Source organism: Sutterella sp. (genome assembly GCF_030539355.1).
Classification (GTDB): domain Bacteria; phylum Pseudomonadota; class Gammaproteobacteria; order Burkholderiales; family Burkholderiaceae_F; genus Sutterella.
Window position 1 is genome coordinate 40640 of record NZ_JAUNSF010000009.1, and the last position, 15535, is coordinate 56174.

General features: G+C 68.6%; 8 protein-coding genes. 5 read left to right on the forward strand and 3 right to left on the reverse strand.

The genetic code is table 11. The features are described 5' to 3' along the window. The first annotated feature begins 154 nt into the window (after positions 1-154). The 3 genes from Q4F91_RS03160 to Q4F91_RS03170 all read left to right on the forward strand — a co-directional run bounded on the left by Q4F91_RS03160 (position 155) and on the right by Q4F91_RS03170 (position 4837). Positions 155-2551: an aconitate hydratase gene (locus Q4F91_RS03160; RefSeq protein WP_303334475.1), complete on the forward strand. Its 2397-nt coding sequence runs from the start codon at positions 155-157 to the stop codon at positions 2549-2551. Between the two features lie 412 nt (positions 2552-2963). Continuing rightward, positions 2964-4454, forward strand: a complete 1491-nt coding sequence (locus tag Q4F91_RS03165; protein ID WP_303334477.1) for an FAD-dependent oxidoreductase — start codon at positions 2964-2966, stop codon at positions 4452-4454. Between the two features lie 32 nt (positions 4455-4486). After that, on the forward strand, positions 4487-4837 hold the full coding sequence (locus Q4F91_RS03170; RefSeq protein ID WP_303334479.1) for a cytochrome c3 family protein: 351 nt from the start codon (positions 4487-4489) through the stop codon (positions 4835-4837). Between the two features lie 239 nt (positions 4838-5076). Here Q4F91_RS03170 and Q4F91_RS03175 read toward each other — a convergent pair whose 3' ends face one another. From Q4F91_RS03175 to Q4F91_RS03185, 3 genes are all read right to left on the reverse strand, one after another. Next, positions 5077-5769, reverse strand: a complete 693-nt coding sequence (locus tag Q4F91_RS03175; protein WP_303334481.1) for a FadR/GntR family transcriptional regulator — start codon at positions 5767-5769, stop codon at positions 5077-5079. Between the two features lie 203 nt (positions 5770-5972). Next, positions 5973-8639, reverse strand: a complete 2667-nt coding sequence (mutS, locus tag Q4F91_RS03180; protein ID WP_303334483.1) for a DNA mismatch repair protein MutS — start codon at positions 8637-8639, stop codon at positions 5973-5975. A 147-nt stretch (positions 8640-8786) separates the two neighbouring features. Next, positions 8787-9662: an inositol monophosphatase family protein gene (locus tag Q4F91_RS03185; RefSeq protein ID WP_303334484.1), complete on the reverse strand. Its 876-nt coding sequence runs from the start codon at positions 9660-9662 to the stop codon at positions 8787-8789. Positions 9663-10010: 348 nt separating this feature from the next. On the opposite strand from Q4F91_RS03185, the gene tilS reads away from it, so the two are divergent. Both tilS and Q4F91_RS03195 read left to right on the forward strand, forming a co-directional pair. After that, complete coding sequence (tilS, locus tag Q4F91_RS03190) at positions 10011-12146, forward strand: tRNA lysidine(34) synthetase TilS (RefSeq protein ID WP_303334486.1); 2136 nt, start codon at positions 10011-10013, stop codon at positions 12144-12146. Between the two features lie 3 nt (positions 12147-12149). Further along, a partial coding sequence (locus tag Q4F91_RS03195; protein WP_303334488.1) for a DEAD/DEAH box helicase occupies positions 12150-15535 on the forward strand: 3386 nt, incomplete at its 3' end.

Below are 15535 nucleotides of genomic sequence, written 5' to 3' on the forward strand. Positions count from 1 at the left end.
GCCCCGGGGATACAGGGGTGCCATGAACTGACCGGGCGGCGGGTGAACCAATTGTTTCTCCTCTCCCGCCGTCCGGACATTTTTCCCCGGCACTTCAGACCCTCAACGATCGGAAACGATCCGTAATAAGAAACCAGAGACCAAGAGAAAGAACATGTCTGAGAAGAAGTTCACCATTTCGCGCCGTTCGCTCCTGAAGACAGCCGCCGCGGCCTCCGCCGCCGCCTCCGTGCCCGTCCTCGGCTCGACCGCGCATGCGTCGACCGCGCCCGAGACCGCGCACATCCGCGACTTCGCGATGATCGAGGCGTTCTACCGCGACTATCCGAAGCGCCTCGCCGCCGTCCGCGGCAAGCTCGGCCGTCCGCTCACGCTCGCCGAGAAGGTGATCTTCACGCATCTCTACCATCCCGAGAGCCTGCGCGAGTTCAAGCGCGGCGCCGACTACATCGAGCTCCGTCCGGACCGCGCCGGCACGCACGACATCGGCGGCCCGATGGCCATCATCCAGTTCCTCTCCTCGGGCAAGGAGCGCATTGCGCTGCCGGCCGCGCTCGTCTGCGACCACCTCGTCATGGCCAACGCCGGCGCCATCCCCGACCTCAAGGTCGCCGAGAAGGGCAATTACGAGACCTACGACTTCCTCGCCCGCGCCGCGAAGCGCTACGGCTTTGACTTCTGGCCCGCCGGCGCCGGCATCTGCCACCAGGTGTTCATGGAGAACTACAACTTCCCGGGCGGCATGATGCTCGTCACGGACAGCCACACCCCGACCGCCGGCGGCATGGGCATGCTCGCGATCGGCGTGGGCGGCGCTGACCTCGTCGACGGCCTGATGGGCATGGAGTGGGAGCTCAAGATGCCGAAGTTGATCGGCGTCAAGCTCACGGGCGAGCTCTCCGGCTGGACCTCCCCGAAGGACGTGATCCTCAAGCTCACCGGCATTCTCTCCACCAAGGGCGGCACGAACGCCATCATCGAGTTCTTCGGCGAAGGCACGAAGGCCCTCTCCGCCACCGGCAAGGCCACGATCTGCAACATGGGCGCCGAGACGGGCGCCACGACCTCGGTCTTCCCGTTCGATGACTCGATGGTCCGCTACCTCAACGCCACGGGCCGCGAGGCGGTCTCGAACCTCGCCAAGGGCGTCGCCGCCGACCTGCAGGCCGACCCGGAGGTCATCGCCGACCCGGCCAAGTACTTCGACCGCGTCGTCGAGATCGATCTCTCCACGCTCGAGCCGCACATCAACGGCCCGTTCTCGCCCGACGCCGCGATGCCGATCAACACCGTCGCCGAGAAGCAGAAGGAAAAGGGCTTCCCGCAGAAGCTCGAGGTCGCCCTCATCGGCTCCTGCACGAACTCGTCCTACGAGGACATCACCCGCGCCGCCTCGGTCGCGAAGGAAATGCTCGACAAGGGCATCGAGGTGAAGACCCCGATCATGGTCGTGCCCGGCTCGGTCCGCATCTACCAGACCCTCGAGCGCGACGGCCTGCTCGACGTCTTCAAGAAGCTCAACGCCACGGTGCTCGCCACCGCCTGCGGCCCCTGCATCGGCCAGTGGCACCGCACGACGGGCGACATGACGAAGCCCAATTCGATCATCGAGTCCTTCAACCGCAACTTCGCCGGCCGCAACGACGGCTCCACGAAGACGGCCGCCTTCCTTGCGTCGCCCGAGATCGTGATGGCGATGGCCGCCGAGGGTGACATCACCTTCAACCCGCTCGAGGGGTCGCTGCGCTCGAAGACCGGCATCAACGTGCGCCTCTCCGCCCCGAAGGGCGAGGAGCTCCCGAGCAAGGGCTTTGTCTCCGAGATCACGGGCTGCGTGCTGCCGACCTACGAGAAGATCAGCATGGAGGTGAGCCCCACGAATGAGCGCATCCAGCTCCTGAAGCCCTTCAAGGCCTGGGACGGCAAGGACTTCGCCGCGCTCCCGCTCCTCATCAAGGTGAAGGGCAAGTGCACGACCGACCACATCTCCCCGGGCGGCAAGTGGCTCCCGTACCGCGGCAACATCGACCGCATCTCGGACAACCTGCTCGAGCGCGGCATCAACGCCTTCAACGGCCAGGCGGGCAAGGTCTGGAACTTCGAGACCTCGTCCTACGACACGCCGGCCAAGGTCGCCCGCTACTACCGCAACCACGATGTCTCGAGCGTGATCGTCGGTGACGACAACTACGGCGAGGGCTCGAGCCGCGAGCACGCCGCCATGGAGCCGCGCTACCTCAACGTCGCCGTGGTGCTCGCGAAGAGCCTCGCCCGCATCCACGAGTCGAACCTCAAGAAGCAGGGCGTCCTCGCGCTCACCTTCGCCGATCCGGCCGACTACGACCGCATCCGTGAGAAGGACCGCATCTCGGTGCTCGGCCTCGCCTCCATTGCCCCGGGCAAGACCGTCACGGTCGAGCTCACGCACGAGGACGGCACGAAGGAGCAGTTCCAGGCCGCGCACTCCTACAACGAGAAGCAGCTCGGCTGGTGGCGCGCCGGCTCCGCGCTCAACTGGATCGTCGCCGAGGAGAAGAAGGCGAAGGCCTGATTCCCCTCCGGGCGAGCCCGGAAAGCCGCGCGTCCCCGGCCCGACGGCCGCGGGTGAGACCGTCCCGCCCGGGTGCGCGCGGCCCCTGCTGAAAGCCTTTCAACCGTCCGCGAAACCGGCCCGCGGACGGTTTTCAAATCCCCGAACCTTGACTTCACTACGTACTACGTAGTGGTCGATCGGCCGAAAATTTAAGCGTGGAGCAAGAATTCCTCCCCCGGACCTCCCGGGAAGGCTGAAATCCCGCGGCCCATGACCTCTCTCCCCCGGGCCCGCCGCTTCAGGCCTCTCCGGAAAGCGTCCTTCCCCAGATGGAATTCCCGCGCCACGCCTGCAAAGCCAAGAAACCGTCGCCGTCCCTTGACTCCATATTCCCCGGGGCCGGCTGAACGGACCAATTAGGAGAAAAAGAATGTCCAACACGGATATGAGCCGTCGCGGTCTGCTGAAGACCTCCTTCCTCGGCGCCGCCGCCGCCGGTGTCACGGGTCTCACCGCCACCGCCGCCAAGGCCGAGCCCGCCCAGGCTGCCGATGCTGAATACGACGTCATCGTCGTCGGCGCCGGCCCCGCCGGTCTCATCACCGCCATCACCGCCCATGACCTCGGCGCCAAGGTCGCGCTCTTCGAGAAGCGTGACCGCCCGGACGGCAACGCGATCTTCGCGCTCGGCTCGATCTGCGGCTGGGGCACCCGTCACCAGAAGGAACAGGGCATCGAGGACACCGCCGACGCGTTCTACGCGATGATGATGGATGTCTCCAAGCAGATGGGCGACAAGGCGCTCAACCGCACCTACACCGACAACATCTCCGAGGGCATCGACTGGCTCGAGAGCGAGATCGGCGTCAAGTTCGGCAAGATCCGTCCGATGCCGTATCCGCGCCTCGGCCGCACCTGCCGCGTCCTCGGCGACGGCATCACGGGCGGCGCCCGCCTCGTGCAGTACCTCCTCGCCGCGGCCAAGAAGCGCGGCATCGAGATCAAGTACGAGCACAAGGTGATCGAGCTCATCCATGACGAGAAGTTCGCCGTCCAGGGCGTCGTGGCCCTCACGGACGACGGCCGCAAGCGCTTCCTCTCCCGCGGCGGCGTCTGCATCACCACCGGCGGCTTCTCCGCCAACCCCGAGATGGTCGACCGCTACATCGGCGGCTGGGCCACCCGCATGGTGCTGCGCGGCTCGAAGTCGACGACCGGCGAGAACATCTCGCTCACGCTCCCGCTCTACACGAAGTTCGTCAACATGGACCAGTTCCACAGCGGCCCGATCATCGGCGTGACGCATGTGAACCCGGCCGACGTTCTGAACTCCGGCTACGGCGTCCAGGTCAACACCTCGGGCAACCGCTTCATGGACGAGAACAACACCTACGTCGTGAAGGCCCGCACCACGGCTCTCCAGACCGTTGACAACCAGGCCTGGGTGATCGTCGACAGCGACTGCTCGGTCCTCGACAAGGTCATCCCGAAGTTCGACCGTCTGCACAGCCCGTACGGCAAGGCCGACACGATCGAGGAGCTCTGCAAGCAGGTCAACCTCCCCGTCAAGAACGTTCAGAAGGCCGTTGACGCCTACAACAAGGCGCTCGCCGAGAACAAGCTTGACGAGATGACCCCGCCGAACACCTACAAGAAGCCTCATCCCATCGCCAAGGCTCCGTTCTACGCCGTTCCCTTCCAGGGCGGCATGACGGCCACCTTCGGCGGCCCGCTCATCAACACCCGTGCCGAGATCCAGAATCTCGACGGTGCGAGCATCCCCGGCCTCTACGCCGCGGGCAATGCCGCGGGCGGCATCTTCTACTTCAACTACGCCGGCGGCGCTCAGCTCGGTGCCGCGACCGTGTTCGGCCGCATCGCCGCCCGCGAGATGGCTGCCCGTGCCAAGAAGGCGAAGTAAGAACTGACCCCCACTGGGAAGAGAGAATCAAAATGACCAAGAAGACCCTTATCGCGCTCGCCGCCGCCCTTGCGCTCGGCTCCGCTTTCACTTCCGCCACCGCCGCGGACTTCACGGCTGACTTCCATGTCTCGAAGGGCCTGAACTGCGCCACCTGCCACAAGACCGCCCCCGTCGAGGGCGCGAAGGTGAAGAAGGCCACGTGCCAGTCCTGCCACAGCTACGAGTCGCTCGCCCAGAAGACCGCCAAGGTCGAGCCGAACCCGCACTACAACCACCTGGGCGACGTGAACTGCACGGACTGCCACAAGGGACATCAGAAGTCCGAGCTGATGTGCAACCAGTGCCATCAGTTCCAGCTCAACGTTCCTCACTCCAAGTGATCTGGCTTTCAGTGATGCCCGTCACTTGCTGAGTGGCTGCTCTTCGCAAGGCTGAACGAAAGAACTTCCAACCGGTTTCTTCCTAAAGGACTTTGCAGGAAGAAGAGCAAGGCCTTCGGATTCCGCGGTTCTCCCCGCGGGATCCGGAGGCCTCTTTTTATTCACGGCACGCTGATGCGGAAAGGGCGCCCGGCTTCTGGCCGGACGCCCCTTTTCGATGATCAGTTCCGTGCTTCGCTTCAGGCCGAGAGCAGGTCGATCTGTTCCTTGAGGTGCTTCGAGAGCAGATCGCGCGCGAGCTCCTCGTCGCCGCGCTGGATCGCGCGCAGCAGTTCGCGCTCCTGGCGGGCGATCGCCATGAAGAAGGCCGGGTCGTTCTGCGGCAGGTTCGAGGTGGTCTTCTCGAAGTACGTGATGAGCGCGGCCGAGAACACCTGCAGCACGCGGTTGCCGCAGGACTCGAGGAGGATCAGGTGGAACTCGCGGTCCCAGCGGTCCGCCTCGCGGGTGTTGCCGGCGTTGGCTTCGATCCTGCAGATCGCATCGTCGAGGCGCCCGAGGAGCGCCGGCGTCATGCGGCGCACGCAGAGCGGGATGATGTTCACCTCAATGAGGAGCCTCGCCTCGATGAACTCGCGGATGTCGAAGTTCGCGATGTCCATCTGCACCTGGATCTGCGAGGAGAGGTGCTTCGGGCCCATGGCGTTGACCGTCATGCCGCGCTTCGGCGCGCGGTCGACGATGCCCATCTGCGAGAGCACCGAGAGGGCCTTTCTCACCTTGTAGCGCGTCACGTTGAAGCGCTCGGCGATCTCGGCCTCGGTGTCGATGCGTCCGCCCGCCTTCGCCTGGCGAAGGATGTGCTTGTGGATGTCACGGAATAGCGTGTCCTCGTCAATCGGGGCGTTGGAGGAGAGATAGTTCTTTTCCAAGGCGGTTCCTTCGGGCGTTGCAGGTGGAAAAAGAGGGGAAACCGGGGCGGGGACGACGGCTCACGGTCAATTTGTCGACAAAGGTCGAACAAATAGGAATATTACCGCACGGCGCGCGTGCCGCAGTGCCCGGAGTCCGGGACTCCGGGCCTTCAGCGCGCGCCCGGCGGCTGTCCCCGGGCGACAGGCCCGCTCAGAGTGCCTCAGAGCGCCTCGTCGCGCAGACGCGCGGCCTCGGCCGCGAGCTCGTAGAGGAGGTCGAGCGCCGCGCGCGGCGTGAGGCTGTCGGTGTCGGTCGCGGCGACGCGGTTGACGAAGGCGGCGAGCGCCGGGTCGGGCGCGGCAGGCGTCTCGTCCGCGGGGTCGGCGGCCGGCTCGTCGGCGGGCATGGGGAGCCCCCCGCCGAAGAGGTCGGGCTGCACGGCGCCCGGCGCCGCGGCGCGCTCCTCGAGCCTCGCGAGGAAGCTCTTCGCGCGGCGCACGACCGGGGCGGGAACGCCCGCGAGCTGCGCCACGGCGATGCCGTAGCTCTTCGAGGCCGGGCCCTCGCTGCACTCGTGGCGGAAGACGACGCCCGTGCGGGTCTGCGAGGCCGAGAAGTGGATGTTGGCGACCTCGCGCACCTCCTGCGCGAGCGCGGTGAGCTCGAAGTAGTGCGTGGCGAAGAGCGTGAAGCTCCTTGACACCTGCACGAGCTCCTGGGCGATCGCCGCCGCGAGCGACAGACCGTCGTAGGTCGATGTGCCGCGGCCGATCTCGTCCATCAGCACGAGGCTGCGGTCGGTCGCCTGCGAGAGGATGCCCGCCGCCTCGGTCATCTCCACCATGAAGGTCGAGCGCCCGCGGGCGAGGTCGTCCGAGGCGCCGATGCGGGTGTGGATGCGGTCGACCGGGCCGATCTCGGCCGCGTCCGCGGGGACGAAGCTGCCCGCCCAGGCGAGGAGCGCAATGAGCGCGACGCTCCGCATGAAGGTCGACTTGCCGCCCATGTTGGGGCCCGTGATGATGAGCATCCGGCGTCCGTCCTCGAGGCGGCAGGAGTTCGGCACGAACCCCTCGATTGTCGTCTCGACCACCGGGTGGCGGCCGCGCTCGATGCGGATCCCGGGGCGCGCCGAGAGCACCGGGCGCACCCAGCCCGCGTCCTTCGCGTGGAGCGCGAGCGCGGTGAGGACGTCAAGCCGCGCGATCGTGCGCGCGGCGGTGAGGAGCGCCTCGGCATGCGCGCCGATCTCGGCGACGACGCGGTCGTAGAGCTCCTTCTCGAGCGTCTGCGAGCGGTCCTTGGCGGAGAGCACGCGGTCCTCGAGGCTCTTGAGCTCCGGCGTAATGAAGCGCTCGCAGTTCTTGAGCGTCTGCCGGCGCTGGTAGCGCACGGGGGTGTTCACGGCATGGGCCTTGGGGATCTCGATGTAGAAGCCGCTCACCTTGTTGTACTGCACGCGCAGCATGCCGATGCCGGTGGCGGCGCGCTCCTGCTGCTCCATCTCAAGGAGGATCCTGCCCGTGTCGTCGCGGAAGTGCCTCAGCTCCGCGAGCTCGGCGTTCCACGCCGAGGCGATCACGTCGCCGTCGCGCAGAAGCGCCGGGGGCTCGGGCACGAGCGCTTCGGCGAGCGTCTTCCCGATCGCCTCGGGGATGCGCATCGCGGCGCTCATCTGCGGGAAGGCCGGTTCGGGCCGGTCGGCGAGGAACCGCGCGAGGAGGTCGATCACGGGAGCGGCGTCGCGCAGCGCGGCGAGCTCCCTCGGACGGACCGTGCCGAGCGCGATGCGGCTCGAGATGCGCTCGACGTCGGGAAGGGCATTGAGCGCCTTCCGCACGGCCTCGAGCATCTCCGGGTTCGCGACGAAGCTCGCGATCACCTCGTGGCGGGCCCGGGCCTTCTCCGCCGACCTCACCGGCTGGTTGAGCCAGCGGCGGAGCTCGCGGCTGCCCATCGCGGTTTCGCAGTGGTCGAGCACCGAGAAGAGCGTCGGGCCCTCGCCGGTGGCCGAGAGCGAGGCATCGATCTCGAGGTTTCTTCTTGAGCTCGCGTCGAGCACGACGAACTCGCTCTCCTCGACGAGCTTCAGCGGCTCGATGAAGGGGACCATGTCGACCTGGGTCTCCTTCGTGTAGTCGAGGACGGCGTTCGCGGCGGCGAGCACGCCGGGCATGTCGGAGACGCCCCAGGCGTCGAGCGTCGAGAGGCCGAAGAGCTTGCAGAGCGCCTCGGTGCCGTGCTTCGCGTCGAAGTGCCAGTCGGGGAGCGACGAGACGACGAGCCCCGGGTGCGAGTCCCTGAGCTCATTGCGGTGCTTCTCGGAGACGAGCACCTCCGAGGGGGAGATGCGCGCGAGCGCGCTCTCGAAGGCCTCGGGCGAGACGCGCTCGGCGCGGAAGTCGCCGTTCGAGAGCGTGAGCCAGACGAAGCCGAAGTCGTCTGACTTCCTCGCGGGCCAGCTGATCGCGAGCAGGATCGCGTCGGACTTCTCCGGGAGGAGCGACGTGTCCGTGAGCGTGCCCGGCGTGATGATCCGCGACACCCGGCGGTCGATCATGCCCTTGCCCGGCTGTCCGACCTGCTCGACGATCACGACGCTCTCGCCCATGCGCACGAGCCTCGAGACGTAGGTGTCGAGCGAGACCGCGGGGACGCCCGCCATCGGGATGGGCGTGCCGTCGGTGAGCTTGCCGCGCTTCGTGAGCGTGATGCCGATCAGGCGGTTCGCCTTCACCGCATCGTCGAAGAAGGTCTCATAGAAGTCGCCCATCCGGAAGAGCACGAGCGTCTGCGGATAGTGGTTCTTCACCTCGATGAACTGACGGATCGAGGGCGTGAAGAGCGCGAGATTCGTGAAGTCGGGCTGGGCGGCGGGTTCTTCCATGGAGCGTCTCTATAGAAAGAAAGGCCGCGCCATGGGGCGCGGCTTCCGGGCTCCGCGCGCTCCGGAATGTCTGCAGGAGCGGACGGTTCGCCCTCTCAAAAAAGGTTCTGACGGGGTCCGGCGAGGGGCCCCGCAGGGGACGGGGAATCAGGCGTTCTTCTTCGTCGAGAGCTTGCGGCGCGGCTCGGCCTTCTTCGCGTCATCGGCGTCCTCGTGATGCGCGACCTCGCCGACGAGCGGGAGGAGCTGCGCGAAGATCTTCGGCGCGCCGGCGCAGATGCAGCCGGTTTCGAGCCACTTCTCGCCGCCCTTGAGGTCGGTGATCAGACCGCCCGCCTCGAGCACGATGAGGCCGCCGGCGCAGATGTCCCAGGGCTTGAGGTTGAATTCCCAGAAGCCGTCGTAGCGGCCGCAGGCGACCCAGGCGAGGTCAAGCGCGGCGGAGCCCGGGCGGCGGATGCCGGCGGAGCGCTCGGCGACGCGCGCGAAGCCCTTGAGGTAGCTCTCGATGTCGCAGCCGCGGCGGAAGGGGAAGCCCGTGCCGATGAGCGCGCGGCGCATCTCGTCATTCTCGGTGACGCGGATGCGGCGGCCGTCGAGCTTGGCGCCCTGGCCCCTGGCGGCCGTGAAGAGCTCGTTCTTGGCGACATCGTAGATCACGCCGACGATCGGCTCGCCGCGGAACGTGAGGCCGATCGAGACGCAGTACTGCGGCAGGCCGTGGATGAAGTTCGTCGTGCCGTCGATCGGATCGATGATCCAGAGGTAGTCGCTCGAGTTGTCGCCCGTGCGGCCGGCCTCCTCGGAGAGGATGGCGTGGCGCGGATAGGCGGTGGAGAGCTCGCGGATGATGATCTCCTCGGCGGCCTTGTCGGCGCTCGTGACGAAGTCGTTGACGGCCTTGTCGGTGATCTCAAGCATGTCGCGGTTCTCCGCGGCTCGGAGGATCTCACGGGCGGCGAGACGGGCGGCCTTGGTGGCGGTGGCGACGAAGGCGTGGAGCTGCGACGTGTTCGTGGACATTTTGTATTCGGATTTCGGAGTGGTGATGAATCGGGGACGCCCGCCGCCTGTGGGCTGCGTCTGCAGCGGAGGCCGGGGAGGCGCGGGGCGTCTGCGGGGAACGGTGCCCCGGGCCGGCGCGCGCATCCGTCTCGGGCCTTCGCGGGCGGAGGTGGTGCTTGATCTGACTGAAACTAAAAATTTTAACCCATGGCGCCCGGGCAGAGTTGGGAATTTTCTGCCGTGCGGAGGCCGGCACCGCGGACCGCCCCGAAGGGGCACTGTTAAAGGCTAAAATTTTCGTTTGCCTTTGAGAATCACCGACGGGTTCCAGAGCCCGTCCGATCAGCCGCTGGAAGAACACTTTTCATGACGAGCCCCAAGTCCCCCCGAGCACAGGATCCCGCAGTCGAACAGCCGAGTCTCCTTGACGATGACCCGGGTCCGGAGGTGTTCGTCACCTCCGGCATCGGCGTGACGGGCCGCGGACTCGCGGGCGAGCTCGCCGAGAAACCACGCCGCGCGAAGCGTGCGCCGGCGGCCGACGACGCCGCTTCCGAGGAAAAGCCCGCGCCGAAGCGCCGCGCCTCGAAGATCGGTGCCGGCACCGCTCCGAAGAAGCGTGCGCCGAGGCGCACCTCGGCGATTGACGCGGCGGCGCTGCTGCGCGCCCGCGAGCGCGAGGAGGCGCGCGCCGCCCGCCCGGTCACGCCCGAGGCGGAGGCCGAGGCCCGGGCGTTTGACGAGGCCTTCCCGCTCTTCTCCGACGAGACGCAGACGGATCCGAACGCGCCGCGCACGGGCCCGGCGAAGCTCCCCGACCTCGCGCTGATCGAGAAGCTCGAGGCCGAGGCCCGCACGAAGAAGCCCCGCCGCCGCCCGGCCGCGAAGAAGCTCACGGGCGCGGGCGCCGCGCTCACGGCGAAGCTCTCCGGCGCCGTGAGAACCGCGCTCGAGGAGGCGGCCGACCATCTGCTCGGGCGCTCGAGCCCCGAGTTCGCGCTCGTGCCGCTCAACCCGGTCCGCGTGGTGGTCGCCATCTCGGGCGGCAGCGACTCGATGGCGCTCCTTGACATCGCCGCGAAGCTCTTTCACGAGAAGCGCCAGGCGCTCATCTCGCGCCTCTGCGCGGTCTACGTGCACCACGGCATCGAGCCCGACGCCGACAAGTGGCAGAAGCTCTGCGCCGAGGAGTGCGCGAAGCGCTCGGTCGAGTTCGAGTGCATCCACGTGCGCGTGGCCCTGAAGGGCGAGAGCATCGAGGCCGCGGCCCGCGAGGCGCGCTACCGCGCGCTCGGGCACTTCGCGCTGCGCGAGGGATTCGACATCGTGATGACCGCCCACCACGAGGACGACCGCATCGAGACGTTCCTGCTGCAGTGGATGAGGGGCGCGGGCTTGGACGGCCTCGCCGCCTTCCCCGAGGCCCGCGAGCTCGCGGCGCCGTCGGCCGAGGACGCCCGCGCGGTGCAGTCGGGCAGCGTCGCCTTTCTGCTGCGTCCCTGGACGGGGATCGCCCACGGCGACATCGAGCGCTACGTGCGCAACCACCGCATCGCCTGGGTGAACGACCCGGACAACGAGAGCCCGCGCTTCTCGAGAAGCCGCGTGCGCGCCGAGGTGATCCCGGTGCTCGAGAGCATCCGCCCGGGCTTCCGCAGCGCCGCGGCCCGCTCGGTCGCGCTCGTCGCCGAGGCCCTTGAGGTCTTGAAGAGCGTCGCCCGCACCGACCTCGAGAGCTGCCGCTCCGAGGAGCACCCCCGCGGTCTCTCGATCTTCAGGCTTCTCGAACTCATTCCCGCGCGCCAGGCCTGGTGCCTGCGCGCCTGGCTCGCCGCGGAGGGGCTGCGCCCGATCTCCAAGGCGCGCCTTGAGGACATGCTGCGCCAGGTGCGCGAGACGCACTCGGACGCCACCTTCGCCATCCGCGTGCAGGGGAAGGAAATCCGCCGCTGGGGCCCCGATCTCGTGATCCGCGAGGCCGTCGTGCGCCGCCTCGCCCCTGCGAGCGCGGCGGTGGTGAGCACCGCCCGCGACACGATCGCCGTGCCCGACTGGGGCGGCGCGATCGAACTCATTCCCTGCGGTCCGGACGAGTCCGGCATCGCAAGAGAGCGCCTCGCGGGCAGGAGCGCCCGGCTCGAGGTTCGGGCGACCAACGGCGCGGCGAAGCTCCGCCTCTGGGAGCTGCGCCCCGCTCGGCCCTTGAAGGACCTCTACGCCCAGGCGGGCATTCCCGCCTACGCCCGCGCGGACCTGCCGCGGCTGTGGCTGAACGGCGAGCTTCTCTTCGCCGCGGGCCTCGGCATGGACGTGCGCTTCATCGACGACCCGGCGAAGTTCCCCGACCGCGTGCGCCTGCGCTGGCACCCGGACCTCTCGCTCTGGGACGACCGCGCGGTGCCCAACTACGCCGAGCTCCCCGAGGAGGACCGCCGCGAGCGCGAGGAGCGCGTCAGGGCCGCGGTCAAGGCGCTTTCCGCCGGCCGCCGCCGCGGGGAGTGATGCGTGACGGGAGGGGATGACCGCCGCGGCCGCGCGCTCGAGACACTGCGCTTCTGGGAGGAGATCGAGCTCCTCACGCCGCCCGACTACCGTGACGACGAGGACGAGAACCTCCGCTTCACCGAGTGGAGGCCCGGGCGCCTCGTCGCCGTCGAGAAGCTCGGCGTGAGCGAGTGGGAGGCCTCGCGTCTGCGGGAGCCCTTCGACTACCCGGCGAGCGACTCCGTGCGCCGCCGGCTCGGCGTGGGCCCGATTCCGTTCTTCACCGTCTACGTGGGGCTGCTCCCGAAGCGGACCGTCTACGAGCGCATCCTCGAGGAGTTCGGCGAGGAGAGTCCCGAGGGCGAGGACCCGGACCTCGTGCTCGACCACATCCGCGAGGAGACCGCCTCGGGGGCGCAGGGCGCCGCCGTGGACATCCAGGGCCGCACCTATCTCGCGAGCTTCGACATGACGCCGTGGGGGAAGTACGTCGACGGGAGCTTTCACGCCTCGGGCTTCGCCGGGGCTCTGAGGCACCTTGTCGCCCGGCGCCAGGGGGCGACGCTCGCCGCCGTGAACGACGGCGACAATCTCGTCGCCCTGGGGCTCAGTCGCTGCGAGCGCATGGCCAACTGGTTCACGACCGAGGTCGCGAGGACCCTGGGCCAGGTCGGAACGACCGAGCCCGGCCGCCGCATGAACGTCACGCAGCTCTCCGACACCGACCCGAAGATGGTCCGCCTCGAGGATCCGCACCCGGAGGCCGAGCCCGTGCCCGAGGGATTCATCGGGATGGTCGCGCAGGAGATCGCCCGCTCGATCGGCATCGCCGAGGATCTGCCCAGCGCCGTCTCCGTCTCCTGGGAGTCGCCCACCCGCCGCACGCCCTCGAGGGGCGGCGCGATGACGGGAAGCTTCTTCCTCGGAGACCTGAGCGCTGCCCGGCGGTCGCTCGAGATCGCTGGGTCTGTCGCCTGCGACGCGCCGATGCTCGACGGGATGACCCCTGACGGCGCGGAGAAGGACGCGGTGCGCGAGCGCGTCTCCGCCGTTCCCGCGTCGCTCACCGAGGCGCCTCCGGAGACGGTCGTCGAGGCACGCATGAAGGGCTTTGACCCGCTCACCGCCGGGGACTTCATCGTCGCCGATCCGATCAGCGCGCCGCTCTCCCGCATTCTTTTCCTCGGCGACGCCGAGGGCATCCCGAGAATCGATCTCCTGAGGCGCCCCGACGCGCTCGCGCAGCTGCTCGCCCCCGCGGATCTGCCCTCGGGGCGCTGGCCCGCGCCGTCCGGGCACCATCTCTACATCGCACAGCAGGCCGCGGTCGCCGCGATCCTGCGCGCGGGCGAGGGCACGGGGCCGCTCGTGAGCGTGAACGGCCCGCCCGGCACGGGCAAGAGCTGGCTCCTGCGCGACATCGTCGCCGAGATCGTCACGCGGCGCGCCCGCCGCATCGCCGCGAAGAATTCCTCGCGCGAGGTCTTCGACACCGAGCGCCCGGTCGCCTTCCGGCCCGAGCCGAACCGCGTCGAGACGCTCGTGCCCTTCGCGGCCGACGTGATCGCCGACTCGCTCATCGTCGTCGCCTCGAGCAACAATGCCGCGATCCGCAACATCACCGACGCGCTGCCGAGGAGCTACGGCCTGCGCGAACCCGTTCCCGACGGCTCCGGGCGCACGCGTCCGGCCTTCACCTACTGGCGCGACTGCGCCCTCGGGCTTCTTGCGCTCTCCGAGGAGGGAAGGGGCGCGGGCAAGGGCCGCCACGGCAAGGCCGGTCCCGAGAATCTTCCCTCGCTCTTCTCAAGAATCGAGCGCGAGCGCGCCCGCTCCCGGTACGAGGCCGCGGGCGGCGACCCCGCGGAGGAGAACGCCCGCCGGCGCCGTACGCGCGACGAGATCCGTCAGGAGCTCCGCTCGAGGGTAAAGCGCACCGAGGAGGTCTGGGGACTTGCTTCGGCGACCCTCGGCAACCGCGCGAACTGCGCCCGCTTCGCCCGCGCCGTCTCGGGCCTGGGCAAGGCCAATCCCTTTGACTCCACGATCCAGCAGCAGATCGATGACGCGCTGCTCTTCTTCTCGGAGACGAGGAATCTCCCCGAGGATGTCTGGAACGACGCGAGGAAGGCGTTCATCGAGCTCGACCGGAAGATCGGGGAGCGCCGCCGCAGCATGGCAGAGCGCGGGCAGAAGAAACCGCCGCGCGCCTTCTCGGTGCCGCTCGCCGACGAACCCGTCCAGCACAAGCAGTCGCTCTGGGTGGACGAGGAGTTCGAGCGCATGCGCTCGGAGCTCTTCGAGGCGGCGCTCAGGCTCCATGCCGCCACCCTCGTCGCCCAGGCCGACGTCGCGAAGAAGAGCCTGCGCGCGGCCTGTGCCTACCTTCTCACCTCAAATCCCGTGTTCGAGTCGGGGAGCGCCCTCGACGTCTTCGAGACGCTCGGCTTCCTCGTGCCCGTGCTCTCGACGACGCTCGCGAGCGCCTCGAGGATCTTCTCCCAGATCGGCGCGTCGCAGCTCCCCTGGGTGCTCATCGACGAGGCGAGCCAGGCCTCGCCCCAGGCGGCCGTCGGCATGCTCAACCGCGCCCGCCGCGCGGTGGTGCTCGGCGACCTGAGGCAGCTGATGCCGGTCGTGACGATGCCGCCCGCCCTGGCCGAATACCTGCGCGCGCGCCGCCCGACGGTCGGGCGTGAGTGGTCGCCGCTCGAGTGTTCGCTGCAGTCGCTCGCCGACGCCTCGATGCAGATCGGCGCCGAGATCGGCGGCGGCATCGGCTCGGGCTCGGTGTGGTCGGGACTCCCCTTGAGAACCCACCGCCGCTGCGGGTCGCCCATGTTCGACATCGCCAACACGCTCTCCTACGGCGGGCAGATGGTGCAGATGACGCCCAAGCCCTTCGACGGACTGCCCCCGCTCTCGCAGTGGTACGACGTGAGGGGCGAGAGCTACGTGAGCACCGCCCGCACCGGCACGCGCCGCACGGGCGACCCGAAGATGATCCGCGAGGAGATGGCGTGGCTGAGGCACATCCTCAAGAAGCTCATCACCGACCCGGACCGCCGCGGCATGAAGATCTTCGTGCTCTCGCCCTTCCGCTCGGTCGCGGCGGGCGCGCGGCGCATCATCGGCGAGATCGGCCGCGCCGCGGGTGACGTGAAGGCGGGCACCGTGCACACCTTCCAGGGCCAGGAGGCCGACCTCGTGATCCTCGTGCTCGGGAGCGCCCCGGGCGCAAGAGGCCGCCGGCAGCGCGCCTGGGCGTCGAGCCCCGCGAACCTCCTCACGGTCGCCGTCACGCGCGCCCGGCGCGACCTGATCGTGGTCGGCGACTGGGGCGAGTGGACGCTCGAGCCCACCTTCAGGACGCTCGCGAACGAGATCCCCCGCATGCCGGTCGACGT

What these genes read in the sequence shown, in the direction of transcription:
- Q4F91_RS03160 (WP_303334475.1), top strand. Translation starts at nt 155, where the DNA reads ATGTCTGAGAAGAAGTTCACCATTTCGCGCCGTTCGCTCCTGAAGACA.
- Q4F91_RS03165 (WP_303334477.1), top strand. Translation starts at nt 2,964, where the DNA reads ATGTCCAACACGGATATGAGCCGTCGCGGTCTGCTGAAGACCTCCTTC.
- Q4F91_RS03170 (WP_303334479.1), top strand. Translation starts at nt 4,487, where the DNA reads ATGACCAAGAAGACCCTTATCGCGCTCGCCGCCGCCCTTGCGCTCGGC.
- mutS (WP_303334483.1), bottom strand. Translation starts at nt 8,639, where the DNA reads ATGGAAGAACCCGCCGCCCAGCCCGACTTCACGAATCTCGCGCTCTTC.
- Q4F91_RS03185 (WP_303334484.1), bottom strand. Translation starts at nt 9,662, where the DNA reads ATGTCCACGAACACGTCGCAGCTCCACGCCTTCGTCGCCACCGCCACC.
- tilS (WP_303334486.1), top strand. Translation starts at nt 10,011, where the DNA reads ATGACGAGCCCCAAGTCCCCCCGAGCACAGGATCCCGCAGTCGAACAG.